The organism is Actinoplanes sp. HUAS TT8, assembly GCF_051380535.1.
Taxonomy (GTDB): domain Bacteria; phylum Actinomycetota; class Actinomycetes; order Mycobacteriales; family Micromonosporaceae; genus Actinoplanes.
Window position 1 is genome coordinate 7,755,468 of record NZ_CP195646.1, and the last position, 13,324, is coordinate 7,768,791.

The window sequence follows — 13,324 nt, forward strand, 5'->3', positions numbered from 1 at the left end:
TCGGCGGGGGTATCGGAAGGTGATGGGACGATTAGGGAGGTTACTCCCCGACCGAGCACACCTCGAACGCGCCCGTGGTCCGGTTCTGCCCCAGCTGAGCCTCGGTGTGCTCGACGTCGCCGCCGGGATGGACCAGGTCAACCTTGACCTCACCGGTGTTCAGATCAAGATCACCGATTTGGTACGACGTGATGCGCTCCTCCTGCGAGACCCGCTCCTGGAACTCGGTGACGGTCTCGCGCAGCTTGGCGCTGCGGCACAACTGCCCGTACGCCCCGTCGTAGTCCCCGGCCTTGACCGCCTCCAGGTAGTCGGTGATCACGGCGCGCGCCTGCTCGTTGGCCGAGCCGTTGATGGCCAGCCCGAGCCCGATGATCGCGGCCAGCCCACCGCCGCAGATCAGCGCCACGACACCACCGCCGATGCCGAAGCCCAGCCCGATGCGGCGGCCCCGGCCCTCGACGGGCGGCGCCGGGAACGGCGGATGAACGCCCGGGCCGGGAGGTGGCGGCGGGACGAACGTCGCCGGCGGGGGCGGCGGCGGGGCGTACTGCAGGGGCGGTTGACCGTAGGTCATGACATCAGCCTAGTTCTCAGCGCCACGGCTCGGCGGCCCGGTCACTGCCGATGATCTTGACGGGCTCACCCGGCCCGGCACTGGCCAGTGTCTCGAACGCCGACGGCTCGTCCAGCGACCGCGCCAGCAGCGGGGTGGCGTGGACCTTGACGTCGAAGTTGCCCAGCGCGCGGCGGTAGGCTCCGACGGACTCCCACTCGGTCACCAGGGTCCAGCCGGCGGTGTCCTCCAGGGCGCGGGTGAGCCGGCCGGACAGGTATCCGGAGCACTGGGCGAGCGCGGCGAGAGCGGCGTGCGCCTGTTCCGTGAAGCCGTCCTGCGTGTCCGGCGGGACCAGGAAGCGGTTGAGCACCAGCATGTGACGAGGGTACGCAACGCCGACAGGAGCGACGGTGACGACGTCCGATCATTTCCTGCGCCGCCTGGCCAGGGTCAACCCGACCACCGCGTTCATCGTGGCGCTGGTCCTGCTGCTGGCCGGGTTGTTCCTGTCCGGGATCGTGGGCGCGCTGCTGCTGGCCGCGCTGGCCGCCGGCCTGGCCGCGCTGACGTTCACCACCTGGCCGGTGCAGCCGCCGATCACCCGCATCGTCCGGGTGGTGCTGCTCACTCTTCTGGTGGTCGCCGTGGTCGGCAAGGCGCTGTGAACCCATGCGCTTTTGACAATCATTGTCATTATCGATCACAGTAGGTGGCATGATGCGCCGCCCGTTGATCCCGCTGCTCGTGCTGGCCGCCGTCGCGGCGCTGGCCGGGTGCGCGACGCGGGCCCAGGCCGACGGCCGGCTCCCGATCGTCGCCGCGTTCTACCCCCTGCAGTTCGTCAGCGAGCGCATCGGCGGTGACCTGGTCCGGGTCACCAACCTCACCAAGCCCGGCGCCGAGCCGCACGACGTCGAGCTCAGCCCGCGGCAGGTCGCCCGGATCGCCGACGCCAGGGTCGCGGTCTACCTGCGCGGTTTCCAGCCCGCGGTCGACGACGCGATCAAACAGAACGCCGACGATCGGGCGTACGACGTCTCCGGCGCCGTGCATCTCGAGCACGCCGACGACTCGGCCGCCGAACAGGGGCACGAGCACGGCGCCACCGACCCGCACGTCTGGCTCGACCCGACGCGCCTGGCCGCGATCGGTGACGCCCTGGCCGGACGCCTGGCCGAGGCCGACCCGGCCCACGCCGAGGGCTACCGGAGCCGCGCCGCCGCCCTGCACCAGCAGCTCACCGCGCTGGACGGCGAGTTCAGCACGAGCCTGGCCACCTGTCAGCGGCACGAGCTGGTCACCAGTCACACCGCGTTCCACTACCTGGCCGAGCGGTACGGCCTGACCCAGGTCGGGATCACCGGCGTCGACCCGGAGGCCGAGCCGTCGCCGCGCCGCCTGGCCGAGGTCGCCGCCGACGCCCGGGCCCACGGCACCACCACCATCTTCTTCGAGACCCTGGTCAGTCCCAAGGTGGCCGAGACGATCGCGCGCGAGGTCGGCGCGCGTACCGCGGTGCTCGACCCCCTCGAAGGCCTGACCGACCCGACCGCGGACTACTTCTCGGTGATGCGGAGCAATCTGGCCGCGCTCACCACGGCATTGGGGTGCTCATGAGCGTCATCGAGGTCCGCCATCTGGCCGCCGGATACGACGGGCGGGAGATTCTGCGGGACGTCAACCTCAGCGTCGCCCCGGGTGACGTCGTCGCCGTGCTCGGCGCCAACGGCTCCGGGAAGTCCACGCTGATCCGCACGGTCCTGGGCCTGGTCCCGGTCCGCCGGGGCGAGATCGACCTGTTCGGTACACCTCAGCGGAAATTCCGCCACTGGGAGCGGATCGGCTACGTCCCGCAGCGGCTGGGCGCCGGGAGCGGCGTGCCGGCCACGGTCGGCGAGGTGGTCGCCTCCGGCCGGCTGGCCCGGCGCGGGATGTTCCGGCTGCCCGGCGCGGCCGACCGGGCCGCCGTCCACCAGGCCCTCGAAGCGGTCGGCCTGCTGAACCGGATCGGCGACCCGGTCAGCACCCTCTCCGGCGGCCAGCAGCAGCGCACCCTGATCGCGCGGGCCCTGGCCGGCCGGCCGGACCTGCTGGTGCTGGACGAGCCGACCGCCGGGGTGGACGCGGCCAGCCAGGAGGCGTTCGCCGGCGCGCTCACCGAGTTCGCCGCCGCCGGCGGGACGATCCTGCTGGTCCTGCACGAGCTGGGCCCGCTGCGGCCACTGATCGGGCGGGCCGTCGTGGTGCACGACGGCCGGATCGCACACGAGGGTGTGCCGCCCGAGCCGGCCGGCCATCACGCCGAGCCGGGGCACGACCACGTGCACCCGCACGCCGACGAGGAGAAGGCCACGATCTGCGAGTGGGCGCCCACCGAGGGGATGAAGGCGTACTGAGATGGACCTGCTGACCTATCCCTTCATGCTGCGCGCGCTGGCCGGGGCTCTGATCATCGGCCTGGCCGCGCCGGCGCTCGGCATCTACCTGGTGCAGCGACGGCTGTCGCTGATCGGCGACGGCATCGGGCACGTGGCGCTGACCGGTGTCGGCGTCGGCCTGCTCACCCACCAGTCCCCGGTGCTCACCGCGGTGCTGATCTCGGTGGTCGGCGCGGTCGCGGTCGAGCTGGTCCGCGAGCGCGGGCGCACCTCCGGCGACCTGGCCCTGGCGCTGCTCTTCTACGGCGGCATCGCGGGCGGCGTGGTGCTGGTCGGGCTCTCCGACGACGCCAGCAACGCCAGCCTGATGCAGTACCTGTTCGGCTCGCTGATCACCACGTCCCCGTCGGACATCGCGGTGATCGCCGGGCTGGGCGCGGCCGTGCTGGCCGCGATGCTGGTGTTCCGGCCCGCCCTCTTCGCGCTCTGCAACGACGAGGAGTATGCGCGGGTCAGCGGCCTCCCGGTGCGCACCCTGAACCTGCTGCTGGCCGTGACCACCGCGATCACCGTGACCATCGCGATGCGTACCGTCGGATTGTTGTTGGTCTCGGCCTTGATGGTGGTCCCGGTGGCGGCCGCCCAGCAGCTCACCCGGGGATTCCGGTCGACCATGGCGGTGGCCATGCTGATCGGGGTCTGCGCGGCCGGTGTCGGCGTGGTGCTGGCCGGCCAGATCGACACCGCGCCGGGCGCCACCACGGTGCTCATCGCCCTGGCCGCGTTCCTGGTCACCGCCCTGGCCGGAGCCCTCTGGCACCGCCGCCGGGCGACCGCGGCGGCCCACGCCGAGCCCCCGGACGTCGTGCTCCATGCCTGAGCCAGAAGGTACGGTGGTCCGCACCATGACGGCCACCGGTTACGAAGCGTACGAAGCCGCGGGCGCGCTCCTGCGGGCGCTGTCCGCGCCGATCCGGATCGCCATCGTCGCGGAGCTCGGAGCGGGCGAACGCTGCGTGCACGATCTGGTCTCGCAGCTCGGCGCCCCCCAGCCGCTGGTCTCGCAACACCTTCGGGTGTTGCGCGGGGCCGGCGTGGTGCGGGGTGTCCGGCGTGGGCGCGAGATCGCATACTCCCTGGTGGACGAACACATCGCGCACATCGTGGCGGATGCCGTCAGCCATGCGAGGGAGAACCGATCGTGAATCCGGAGACCAGCGCCCAGCGCAACACCAAGCAGCGGAGCGCGGTGCGTGACGTGCTCGTCGAGACCGAGGGTTTCCACAGTGCCCAGGACCTGCACGCGATACTGCGGGACCGGGGCGAGCGGGTCGGCCTGACCACCGTGTACCGGACGCTGCAGGGCCTGGCCGACGCCGGCGAGGTGGACGTGATGCGCCCGCCCGGCGGCGAGCATCTCTACCGCCGGTGCAGCCAGGGGCATCACCACCATCTGGTGTGCCGCGACTGCGGGCGGACGGTCGAGGTGCTCGGCCCGGCGGTCGAGTCGTGGGCCGAGAAGATGGCCGGTGAGCACGGTTTCGTCGACGTCTCCCACACGATGGAGATCTTCGGTACGTGCCCGGAGTGCGCGGCGAAATGCTGAGCCTCGCCTGAGGGACGCCCGGATGCGTCACCGGCGGCCGGGTGCGAGGCTTCACTCGTGAAGCTCTATGCCGACCGCATGCCCACCGCGGTACGCCAACTGGTCACCGACATCCTCGTCGTCCTCTGGGTCTACCTGTGGATCCGGGTCGCGCTCTGGGTCCACGACGTGGTCGAGAAGCTGGCCGTTCCCGGTCAGAAGCTGGAGACCGCGGGCGGCGGCATCGCCGACAACCTGGCCGACGCGGGCGGCAAGGTCGGCCGGGTGCCCCTGGTCGGCGATCAACTGGTCAAGCCGTTCAACGGTGCCGCCGACGCCGCCCGGTCGATCGCCGAGGCCGGTCACCAGCAGCAGGAGCTGGTCGACAAGCTGGCGCTGATCCTGCCGCTGATGGCCATCGCCGTACCCCTGGCCCTGGTGTTGTTCCTCTGGCTGCCGCTGCGGCTGCGCTGGATCCGGCGGGCCTCGACCGCGCTCGCGGTCCGCGACGAGCCGGCCGGCCGGGATCTGCTGGCGCTGCGGGCGCTCGCCTCCCGCCCGTTGGGCGAGCTGGCCAAGCTGGGCCCGGACATCGCGCAGAGCTGGCGGGCCGGCGACGCGGCGGCCGTCGACGCCCTGGCCGAACTGGAGCTCAAGCGCCTGGGCCTGCGCAAGGCGTCCAGGAAGTTGTCTAAGAAGTGATCGACGAGTCGGCCGGGGCGTCGTCCAGGACGAAGCCGTCCTTGTCGTCGTCGGTGGCCCAGTTACGGTGGGTTACCGGCAGGATCGCCCAGAACGTCAGGAACCACCCGCCGGAGACCACGGTCAGCACCACCGCCCAGCGGGCGTCCAGCACGTAGTCGGTGATCAGCAGGACGCTGCTGACCATCGACACCAGCATGCAGGCCAGCCCGGCGGTGGCCATCCGGTGCGAGTAGCGCACCAGTTCCGGCTTACGGCCTTGCCGGAACAGGGCCCGGTGGAACGCCACCGGCGAGATGATCAGCGCGGTCGCGAACGCCGCGCTGATCAACGCCACCATGTAGACGTCCCGCTGGAACGCCGTGGCGTCCGGGAAGCCGCTGGAGAACGGCAGGGTCAGCAGGAACGCGAAGAGGATCTGCACCCCGGTCTGGGCGACCCGGAGTTCCTGCAGGAGGTCGGCGAAGTTCCGGTCCCAACGCTGCTTCTCGGTTTCCTTCGACGACGAGGGGGCCATGGTGAACGCCGATTCCCCGTCGCGGCCATGGTCAAACGCCGATACGTGCCAGGACCGCGTCGCCCAGTTCGCGGGGCGCCTGCTCGGGCACCCAGTGGCTGACCCCGCGCATGGCCACGAGCTGGTAGTCGGCGCGCACCCAGTCCGCGGTCCGCAGCGCCGCGGTCAGGCCGACCACGCCGTCGCGGTCGCTCCAGACGTACGTGGTCGGCACGGTGACCTCCCCGAGGTCGGCCACGTCGCTCCCGCGGAACGCCCGGTACCAGTTCAGCGCCGTGGTCAGCCGGCCCGGCTCGCGCATCGCCTTGACGTAGAGATCGGCCCGTGGCCCGATCGCCCCGAGCATCCGGCGCATCACCAGCGCTCCCCCGCCGAGCAGCAGCCGCTCGGCCCCCGGACTGCGGAACACCTGGAAGTACGCGAGGCGCGCCCGCTGCGACGGCCGGACCCGCAACGCCAGCATCAGGGCCCGCGGGTGCGGGACGGAGACCGCGGTGAGCGTGCGCACCCGCTCCGGATGCCGGCCGGCGACCAGCCAGGCGACCTGAGCACCCCAGTCGTGCCCGACCAGGTGGGCCGACTCCAGACCGAGCTCGTCCAGGACGGCGAGCACGTCGGCGACGGCCTCACCGATGCGGTACTGACCGACGCCGGACGGGCGGGCGCCGGGCGAGTATCCGCGCTGGTTCATCGCGTACGTCCGCAATCCGGCCTCGTGCAGGCGCGGCCGTAGGAGATCGAACTCCCGGTGGTCCTGCGGGAAGCCGTGCAGCAGGAGCACCGGCGGCCCGTCCGAGGGCCCTCCTTCGGCCACGTCGAACGTCAGCCCCCGGGCTTTGACCTCCATATGCGCGCTCCCTCCCTGTGCTGCCAAGACCACTAGGTGTTAGCGTCATCGAAACATATGTAATCCGACAGGGGAGCGCGCAGCGCTGAGAGTGCGGTGAAGACCGCAGACCCTCGTACCTGATCTGGGTAATGCCAGCGCAGGAAGTTCGGGAGGACCTCCATGAGAAGCAGTTCCTGGCGAACGATCGACATCGTCATCGCCTCGGTCATCGCCGTCGCCTTCGGCGTCATCTTCTGGGCCTGGGACGCGGTCTGGGCCGCCACCGAGAACGCGTTCGTGTTCTTCCCGCCCGCGCAGGCCGTCCTCTACGGCATGTGGTTCCTGCCGGCCGTGCTGAGCGCGCTGATCATCCGCAAGCCGGGGGCCGCGTTCTTCACCGAGACGGTCGCCGCGATCATCTCGGCGCTGCTCGGCAACAAGTGGGGCGCCACGGTCATCTTCCAGGGCGCGGCCCAGGGCCTCGGCGCGGAACTCGCGTTCGCGCTGTTCCGCTACCGGTTCTTCACCCTGCCGGTGGGCCTGCTCTCGGGCGCGCTGGCCGGCCTGGTGGCCGCGGTCTTCGACTGGTTCGTCTGGACCTACGACTACGAGCTGTGGAACTACCGCGTGCCCTACGCGCTGATCACCGTCGCCAGCGCCACGGTCCTCGCCGGGGCCGGCGCCTGGCTGCTGGTCCGGGCCCTGGCCCCGACCGGCGTCCTGGATCGATTCGAGGCCGGCCGGGAGCGGGCCCTGATCTAGCCGATGGCCGAGGTTGAACTGACCGGGTTCGGCTGGCGGCACGCGGGGCGTCGCGCGTGGGCGGTCCGCGGCCTCGACCTGCGGATCCGGCACGGCGAACGGGTGCTCCTGCTCGGCCCTTCCGGGGCGGGCAAGAGCACGCTGCTGGCCGCGCTGGCCGGGCTGCTGCCGGAGGACTCGGGCGAGTCCGAGGGCGGCCTGGAGATCGACGGACTCGACCCGCGCAAGGCCCGCGACCGGGTCGGCATCCTGTTCCAGGATCCGCAGACCCAGCTGGTGATGGCCCGGTCCGGCGACGACGTGGCGTTCGGGCTGGAGAACCGGGGCGTGCCGCGCTCCGAGATCTGGCCCCGGGTCGCCGAGGCTCTGGAGCGCGTCGGATTTCCGTACCCGATGGATCGCCCGACCGCCCAGCTCTCCGGCGGCGAGGCGCAGCGCCTGGCCCTGGCCGGGGTGATCGCCCTGCGCCCGGGACTGCTGCTGCTCGACGAGCCGACCGCCAACCTCGACCCGGACGGCGCCGCGCTGATCCGCGACGCGATCGCCCGCGCGATCGGCCCGGACACCACGCTGATCATCGTCGAGCATCGGGTCGCCGAGGCGTTACCCCTGGTCGACCGGGTGGTGGTGATCGATCCGGGCGGTGGCGTGCGGGCCGACGGGCCACCCGAGACGATCTTCGCCGCCTGCGGCGACGAGCTCGCCGACCAGGGAGTCTGGGTGCCGGGCCGACCTCCGGCCGCCCGCGAGGCGCCGATCACGGTCAATGCCACGACCGATGTGGTACGGACGGAGCACGCGGCCGTCCCCGATCGCCTCCCCCCGACGTCGCTGACCGTCGGGGCGGGCGAGGTGGTGGCCGTCACCGGCCCCAACGGCGCCGGCAAGTCCACCCTCGCGCTGCTGCTCGGCGGCCTGCTCGCCCCGGGGAGCGGGCGGGTCGCCGGGTTCGGCGATCGGCGGCCGCCGCACCGGTGGCCGGCCCGGACCCTGAGCGCCCGGATCGGTTCGGTCTTCCAGAACCCGGAACACCAGTTCGTCACCGGGCGGGTCGCCGACGAACTGGCGCTGGGTCCACGCCGGCTGCGCCGGCCACCGGCCGAGATCCGGCGCACCGTGGACGAACTGCTGCACCGGCTGCGGCTGGAACGGCTGGCCGAGGCGAACCCGTACACGCTCTCGGGCGGTGAGGCGCGGCGGCTGAGCGTGGCCACCGCGCTGGCCACCGCGCCGCGGCTGCTGGTGCTGGACGAGCCGACGTTCGGGCAGGACCGCCGGACGTGGCTCGAACTGGTCGACCTGATGGCCGAGCTGCGGGACGGCGGGCACGGGATCGTCACCGTGACGCATGACGCGGATCTCGTCCGTACCATCGCCGATCGAAGAGTGACCATCGGCGCAGCCGGCGGCGGGCAGCGGCCGTGAGCCTCGTCGAACCCGTCGCCGAAGCCGGCGCGCCTCTGGCGCGGCGCAATCCCGTGGCCAAGCTGGGCGCCGCCCTGCTTTTCACGTTTCCGCTGGTGGCGACGCTGGACCCGGTCACCCCGGCGATCGCGCTGGCGGTCGAGGTGATCGCCCTGCCGTTCTTCGGGGTGCGGGCCGGTGTGCTCGCGCGGCGCGTCTGGCCGCTGCTGATCGCCGCGTTCGGCGTGCTGGTCAGCATGGTCCTGTTCGCCGCCGATCGTAGCGGTGACCTGCTGTTCTCGGTCGGCCCGTGGGACGTCACGACCGGTGTGGGATCGGCCGCGGCCGGGCTGATCCTGCGGATCTTCGCGGTGGCGCTGCCCGGCATCGTGGTGTTCACCACGACCGACCCGACCGACCTGGCCGACGCCCTGGTGCAGAACGCCCGCGCGCCGGAACGGTTCGCGGTCGGCGCGCTCGCCGCGTTCCGGATGCTGCCGCTGCTCGGCCAGGAATGGCGGATGCTGAGCCTGGCCCGGCGGGCCCGGGGCATCGACACCGGCCGCAGCCCCCAGGCGTTCGTCTCGACCGCGTTCGCCCTGCTGGCGGGCGCTCTGCGGCGCGGTGTGCGGCTGGCCGTGGCGATGGACGCGCGCGGCTTCGACTCGGGTGTCGCACGCACGCACGCCCGGGTCCAGCACTTCACCCGGGCCGACCTTCTATTGATCGTGATCTCGGCGCTTCTGTCCGCGATGATCCTGACCCTGACGATCACCCTCGATCTGTTCCGCCCGATCATCGGTTGACCGCGTGTTCGTCACCCCGTCATCGGATCGACAGTGGACGTTGGCCTGCCCCCGCGAAGGTGGCGCTCATGGGTCATGGCCACGATCACGATCACTCTTCTGAAGCGGCTGCCGGGACCGACGTTCCCGAAGCCCTCGACCTGAGCATCCCGGACAGCGAACTCTCCCCCTCCGACAGCTCGCGGCGCACCTTCCTGCGCGGGGCCGGGCTGCTCGGCGCGGGTGCGGCGGCCGCGTCGGTCTTCGGCCGGCCGGGTGCCGCCGAGGCCGCCGGACTCCCGCACACCCACGACCGGCCCGGCGGCGGCTCCTCCGTCGGCGGCTTCCGGTGGCTCGCCGGCGACCACCACATCCACACCCAGTACAGCTCGGACGCGCAGTACCGGGTGCTGGACCAGGCCAAGCACGGCCACGCGTACGGCCTCGACTGGCTGGTCATCACCGACCACGGCAGCGCCGCGCACGCCAAGATCGGCGTGGACAAGGTCAACCCGGACATCGTCAAGACCCGGTCCGAGATCCGTGACCTGCTGACCTTCCAGGGCCTGGAGTGGAACATCCCGGGCGCCGAGCACGCGACCGTCTTCGTCCACCCGGGCAAGAACGAGGTCGACGTCCTCAAGCGGTTCGAGAACGCGTACGACGGGTCGCTGCAGCCGGCCACCAACACCGACGCGCAGAACGAGGCGCTGGCCATCGAGGGCATCAAGTTCCTCGGCGACCAGGTCAAGCACCGCAAGGTCGACGGCGCCCTGTTCTTCGCCAACCACCCGGCCCGCCGCGGCGTCGACTCCCCGCACGAGATCCGCAACTGGCGCGACGCCGACCCGACCGTCGCCGTCGGCTTCGAGGGCGCGCCCGGCCACCAGGCCTCCGGCATCCCGGCCCCGAACGGCCGGGGCGGCGCCCGCGGCGACTACGACAACAACCCGTCGGCGGCGTCGTTCCCCGGCTACCCGCTGGAGAGCTACCGCACGTGGGGTGGCTTCGACTGGATGACCGCGACCGTCGGCGGCCTCTGGGACAGCCTGCTGTCCGAGGGCAAGACCTGGTGGATCACCGTCAACTCGGACTCGCACGTGGTCTACCTGGACCAGTCGGTGAACGGCGCCGGCAGCGACTTCAACACCAACGGCAAGTACAACGACCCCGAGTACACCGGCAAGCCGCTGACCACGGCCGGCGACTTCTGGCCCGGCTACTACGGCCGGACCAACGTGGGCTCGTCGTCGTTCTCCTACAAGTCGGTCATGGACGGCCTGCGCGCCGGCCGTGTCTGGGTCGACCACGGCCGCCTGATCAAGGGCCTGGACGCGCGGGTGCGGGTGGCCGGCGACCGGCGCTCGTACACCGGCACCCCGCTCGGCGGCGTGCTGCAGGTCAAGCGGGGCACCTCGACCGAGCTGACCCTCGACATCGACCTGCAGGACCTGCCGAACTGGGCGACCTTCATCCCCAAGCTCAAGCGGGTCGACGTGATCGTCGGCACGGTCACCGGTCCGGTCACGAACAAGGACACGTTCGTCGCGCCGGACACCAAGGTGGTCAAGTCCTTCGAGATCACCCAGACCAGCGGGCGGGTCTCGCTCGACCTGAACCTGGGCCGCCTGGACAAGCCGTTCTACGTCCGCGTCCGCGGCACCGACGGCAACCGCAGCCAGACCGGCCTGCGGGGTGCGGCGGTGGACGCGGCCGGTCCGAAGCTCGACGTGATCGGCGACGCCGACCCGTGGACCGACCTGTGGTTCTACACCAACCCCATCTGGGTTCTTCCCCGATGACGCGTGGGCTCGTGCCGGCCGGTTCTCCGGCCGGCACCGCCTCCGTCACGGCTTTCGTTCCCCACACGGCCTCCGGCGTCCCGGCGGGCGGGGGCGTCGTCTACGCGCCGGGGGCGGCGGCCCGGATCCTCGGGGTCAGCCTGGGGCATCGCACCCTGCCCGAGGCCGACCACTGGATCCACGAACTGGACCCGGCCCCGGTGCTCGCCTGCACCCACCTGGTCCGCAGCCCGTTCCCGCACGTCGCGATCAGCCTGCTGACCCCGGAAACCTTCGACACCGACCCGTCCCTGCGGGAGGCCGCCGACGCCGCGGCCACCGGCCCGGCCGGACGCGCCGTCGTGTTCCCGGGCAGCACACGACTCACCGGAACGCTCACGGTGAGCGAGATCCTGCAGCGCAGCTCCATCGCCCGGGTGGAGATCCTCGGCAGCGGCCCGGCCGAACCCGACGCCGTCGTCGACACCGGCGACTTCGTCCGGCCCCAGTTCCGCTCCGGCGAACTGATCCTGGTCACCACCCCGGCGGTGGGCGACCGGCTGGTCCCGTTCGAACGTCGCGACCCGACGCCCTGCTGCGCCGGCCACTGACGAACTCCCGGCCCGGCGCCCGATCAGGGGCCGGGCCGGTGATCACAGCACGTAGTTGGCGATCATCTGGCTCAGCTGGCGGATGTCGACGTTGCGCTTGAACTCCAGGCGGACCTTGCCGAGCCCGCTGTACCAGAGATCCAGCTCGGTGTCCCGGTCCAGGCTGCCGGCCGTCTCGACCGAGAAAGCCTGGATCTTGCTGTAGGGCAGTGAGGTGAAGTCGGTCTTCGAACCGGTGATGCCCTGGACGTTCGCGGCGATGAGGCGCTTGGTGGTGAAAACCACGAAGTCGCGCACCGACTTGAACGCGAAGACGATCTGCTCGCCCTGAATCAGGAACGGCGCGACCTGCGGATACAGCTCGCCCGGATCGCACGGGTTGAGTTTGAAGACGGAACCGTTGCTGAAGTCGATCACAACGAACCCTAACGTCCGAGCAGCGCCGCGACCTCGGCGGCAAGCTGCGTGGTGGCCTCGATCTCGGCCTTGCGGATGGACACGCTCTCGATGTTGAACCCGTACGGCATGCCCAGGTGCTCGCAGAAATCCCGCAGGTCCCGGGCGATGTCGAGGCAGTGCCGGTACGACTCGGCGACCGGATCGGCGGTGTGCCGCAACGAGTTCTCCAGCCAGCGCGGGACGTCCACACCGAGCCAGCGCAGGAACTCCAGCGTCTTCAACGACCCGCACAGCGACAACGTGAAGATCAGCGTCCGCGGCTTGACCCCGCGCGCCCGGCACTCGTAGAAGTAGTCGGAGATCAGGTTCTTGGTCTCGTTCACGTGGTAGACCACCTGCGAGACGAAGAAACTCGCGCCCCGCTCCTGCTTGGCCAGCATCCGCAGGTGCTCGTCCGGCCGCTCGCCGATCGCCACCGCACCCAGCGGCAACTCCGGCCGGAACTCGTCGCGCAACTCCTGGGCCCGCCGCAGCCCGGTCCGGACCTCCTTGCCCCCGGAGGACGCGCCGACGAACACGCTGAGCACCCGATCGGGGTCGGAGCGGACCATCCAGTCCCGCAGCTCCGCCTCTTCATACTTCCCCACACACCGGTAGATGATCACCGGCTGCGCCCAGGCGCCCAGATGGTTCTCGTAGTACCAGGCCGGATCGAGCGTGGCCAGGAACGGAAACGGCCGCTCCCGCGGATTCCGATCCGACTCGTCGTCGATGTCGTACAGAATCAGCCCGTCGAGGTCGATCCCGCTGATCCGCTCCAGCGTGACCGCCGCGATCTCCTTGACCCGCTCCTCAGCCGTGCTCCGCTTCGGCGGCGTCACACTGAACAGCAGCACCCCACTCCGGGTGTCGGCCAGCAGCTGAGGCAGAGCAAGACCAGTCATGGCCCCACCCTAAAAACCTCCCCCACCGTGACCGGCACGACAGTCCCCCATTCCCGTCAGTCGAACAC

Annotated in this window: 18 protein-coding genes and 1 riboswitch; of the genes, 12 read left to right on the forward strand and 6 right to left on the reverse strand. The window is 71.2% G+C overall.

All coding sequences use genetic code 11. The annotated features are described in order from the left end of the window. Window positions 1-40: 40 nt before the first annotated feature. Both ACSHV8_RS34240 and ACSHV8_RS34245 read right to left on the reverse strand, forming a co-directional pair. The gene (locus ACSHV8_RS34240) at window positions 41-577 is read right to left on the reverse strand and encodes a hypothetical protein (RefSeq protein WP_436522627.1); all 537 of its coding nucleotides are present in this window, start codon (window positions 575-577) and stop codon (window positions 41-43) included. Window positions 578-593: 16 nt separating this feature from the next. Beyond that, window positions 594-935: an antibiotic biosynthesis monooxygenase family protein gene (locus ACSHV8_RS34245; protein ID WP_436522629.1), complete on the reverse strand. Its 342-nt coding sequence runs from the start codon at window positions 933-935 to the stop codon at window positions 594-596. A 34-nt stretch (window positions 936-969) separates the two neighbouring features. Here ACSHV8_RS34245 and ACSHV8_RS34250 point away from each other — a divergent pair, with 34 nt between their 5' ends. The 7 genes from ACSHV8_RS34250 to ACSHV8_RS34280 are packed head-to-tail and all read left to right on the forward strand — an operon-like array spanning window position 970 to window position 5,224. Further along, the gene (locus ACSHV8_RS34250) at window positions 970-1,224 is read left to right on the forward strand and encodes a DUF6703 family protein (protein ID WP_436522631.1); all 255 of its coding nucleotides are present in this window, start codon (window positions 970-972) and stop codon (window positions 1,222-1,224) included. A gap of 52 nt (window positions 1,225-1,276) precedes the next feature. Then, window positions 1,277-2,176, forward strand: coding sequence for a metal ABC transporter substrate-binding protein (locus ACSHV8_RS34255; RefSeq protein ID WP_436537030.1), 900 nt, complete (start codon window positions 1,277-1,279; stop codon window positions 2,174-2,176). Then, the gene (locus tag ACSHV8_RS34260; protein WP_436522633.1) at window positions 2,173-2,955 is read left to right on the forward strand and encodes a metal ABC transporter ATP-binding protein; all 783 of its coding nucleotides are present in this window, start codon (window positions 2,173-2,175) and stop codon (window positions 2,953-2,955) included. The genes ACSHV8_RS34255 and ACSHV8_RS34260 overlap by 4 nt, the downstream gene beginning before the upstream one ends. Before the next feature lies 1 nt (window position 2,956). Next, window positions 2,957-3,817, forward strand: coding sequence for a metal ABC transporter permease (locus tag ACSHV8_RS34265; protein WP_436522635.1), 861 nt, complete (start codon window positions 2,957-2,959; stop codon window positions 3,815-3,817). Between the two features lie 25 nt (window positions 3,818-3,842). Beyond that, window positions 3,843-4,142, forward strand: a complete 300-nt coding sequence (locus tag ACSHV8_RS34270; RefSeq protein WP_436537032.1) for an ArsR/SmtB family transcription factor — start codon at window positions 3,843-3,845, stop codon at window positions 4,140-4,142. Beyond that, a complete protein-coding gene (locus ACSHV8_RS34275; RefSeq protein WP_436522637.1) occupies window positions 4,139-4,543 on the forward strand; it encodes a Fur family transcriptional regulator in 405 nt (134 codons plus the stop codon). Before ACSHV8_RS34270 ends, ACSHV8_RS34275 begins: the two co-directional genes overlap by 4 nt. Before the next feature lie 57 nt (window positions 4,544-4,600). After that, window positions 4,601-5,224 carry a hypothetical protein gene (locus ACSHV8_RS34280; RefSeq protein ID WP_436522639.1) on the forward strand — a complete coding sequence of 208 codons (624 nt, stop codon included), beginning with the start codon at window positions 4,601-4,603 and terminating at the stop codon, window positions 5,222-5,224. Here the strand turns inward: ACSHV8_RS34280 and ACSHV8_RS34285 are convergent. Both ACSHV8_RS34285 and ACSHV8_RS34290 read right to left on the reverse strand, forming a co-directional pair. Then, entirely contained in the window at window positions 5,214-5,741 is a 528-nt protein-coding gene (locus ACSHV8_RS34285) for a DUF6328 family protein (protein WP_436522640.1), read from the reverse strand. The genes ACSHV8_RS34280 and ACSHV8_RS34285 overlap by 11 nt on opposite strands. Window positions 5,742-5,772: 31 nt before the next feature. Beyond that, entirely contained in the window at window positions 5,773-6,588 is an 816-nt protein-coding gene (locus tag ACSHV8_RS34290; protein WP_436522642.1) for an alpha/beta fold hydrolase, read from the reverse strand. Window positions 6,589-6,647: 59 nt separating this feature from the next. Next, window positions 6,648-6,752, forward strand: a riboswitch (TPP riboswitch). On the opposite strand from ACSHV8_RS34290, the gene ACSHV8_RS34295 reads away from it, so the two are divergent. The 5 genes from ACSHV8_RS34295 to ACSHV8_RS34315 all read left to right on the forward strand — a co-directional run bounded on the left by ACSHV8_RS34295 (window position 6,751) and on the right by ACSHV8_RS34315 (window position 11,913). Next, window positions 6,751-7,332, forward strand: a complete 582-nt coding sequence (locus ACSHV8_RS34295; protein WP_436522644.1) for an ECF transporter S component — start codon at window positions 6,751-6,753, stop codon at window positions 7,330-7,332. Its footprint overlaps the riboswitch before it by 2 nt. A gap of 3 nt (window positions 7,333-7,335) precedes the next feature. After that, window positions 7,336-8,757 (forward strand): ABC transporter ATP-binding protein, encoded by a 1,422-nt coding sequence (locus ACSHV8_RS34300; protein WP_436522646.1) that lies wholly within the window; start codon window positions 7,336-7,338, stop codon window positions 8,755-8,757. After that, window positions 8,754-9,542, forward strand: coding sequence for an energy-coupling factor transporter transmembrane component T family protein (locus ACSHV8_RS34305; RefSeq protein WP_436522648.1), 789 nt, complete (start codon window positions 8,754-8,756; stop codon window positions 9,540-9,542). The genes ACSHV8_RS34300 and ACSHV8_RS34305 overlap by 4 nt, the downstream gene beginning before the upstream one ends. A gap of 68 nt (window positions 9,543-9,610) precedes the next feature. Further along, window positions 9,611-11,323 (forward strand): histidinol-phosphatase, encoded by a 1,713-nt coding sequence (locus ACSHV8_RS34310; protein WP_436522650.1) that lies wholly within the window; start codon window positions 9,611-9,613, stop codon window positions 11,321-11,323. Then, on the forward strand, window positions 11,320-11,913 hold the full coding sequence (locus ACSHV8_RS34315; RefSeq protein ID WP_436522652.1) for a hypothetical protein: 594 nt from the start codon (window positions 11,320-11,322) through the stop codon (window positions 11,911-11,913). Before ACSHV8_RS34310 ends, ACSHV8_RS34315 begins: the two co-directional genes overlap by 4 nt. Before the next feature lie 42 nt (window positions 11,914-11,955). Here the strand turns inward: ACSHV8_RS34315 and ACSHV8_RS34320 are convergent, their stop codons facing one another. Together ACSHV8_RS34320 and ACSHV8_RS34325 are read right to left on the reverse strand one after the other, a co-directional pair. Continuing rightward, window positions 11,956-12,330, reverse strand: a complete 375-nt coding sequence (locus ACSHV8_RS34320) for a PH domain-containing protein (protein WP_436522654.1) — start codon at window positions 12,328-12,330, stop codon at window positions 11,956-11,958. An 8-nt stretch (window positions 12,331-12,338) separates the two neighbouring features. After that, the gene (locus tag ACSHV8_RS34325; protein WP_436522656.1) at window positions 12,339-13,256 is read right to left on the reverse strand and encodes a 5,10-methylenetetrahydrofolate reductase; all 918 of its coding nucleotides are present in this window, start codon (window positions 13,254-13,256) and stop codon (window positions 12,339-12,341) included. Window positions 13,257-13,324: the final 68 nt, after the last annotated feature.

Bases quoted from the DNA above. Each gene is read 5' to 3' on its own strand.
- ACSHV8_RS34240 (WP_436522627.1), bottom strand. From the start codon at position 577: ATGACCTACGGTCAACCGCCCCTGCAGTACGCCCCGCCGCCGCCCCCG.
- ACSHV8_RS34315 (WP_436522652.1), top strand. From the start codon at position 11,320: ATGACGCGTGGGCTCGTGCCGGCCGGTTCTCCGGCCGGCACCGCCTCC.
- ACSHV8_RS34285 (WP_436522640.1), bottom strand. From the start codon at position 5,741: ATGGCCCCCTCGTCGTCGAAGGAAACCGAGAAGCAGCGTTGGGACCGG.
- ACSHV8_RS34260 (WP_436522633.1), top strand. From the start codon at position 2,173: ATGAGCGTCATCGAGGTCCGCCATCTGGCCGCCGGATACGACGGGCGG.
- ACSHV8_RS34290 (WP_436522642.1), bottom strand. From the start codon at position 6,588: ATGGAGGTCAAAGCCCGGGGGCTGACGTTCGACGTGGCCGAAGGAGGG.
- ACSHV8_RS34245 (WP_436522629.1), bottom strand. From the start codon at position 935: ATGCTGGTGCTCAACCGCTTCCTGGTCCCGCCGGACACGCAGGACGGC.
- ACSHV8_RS34255 (WP_436537030.1), top strand. From the start codon at position 1,277: ATGCGCCGCCCGTTGATCCCGCTGCTCGTGCTGGCCGCCGTCGCGGCG.
- ACSHV8_RS34265 (WP_436522635.1), top strand. From the start codon at position 2,957: ATGGACCTGCTGACCTATCCCTTCATGCTGCGCGCGCTGGCCGGGGCT.
- ACSHV8_RS34325 (WP_436522656.1), bottom strand. From the start codon at position 13,256: ATGACTGGTCTTGCTCTGCCTCAGCTGCTGGCCGACACCCGGAGTGGG.
- ACSHV8_RS34270 (WP_436537032.1), top strand. From the start codon at position 3,843: ATGACGGCCACCGGTTACGAAGCGTACGAAGCCGCGGGCGCGCTCCTG.
- ACSHV8_RS34300 (WP_436522646.1), top strand. From the start codon at position 7,336: ATGGCCGAGGTTGAACTGACCGGGTTCGGCTGGCGGCACGCGGGGCGT.
- ACSHV8_RS34295 (WP_436522644.1), top strand. From the start codon at position 6,751: ATGAGAAGCAGTTCCTGGCGAACGATCGACATCGTCATCGCCTCGGTC.
- ACSHV8_RS34310 (WP_436522650.1), top strand. From the start codon at position 9,611: ATGGGTCATGGCCACGATCACGATCACTCTTCTGAAGCGGCTGCCGGG.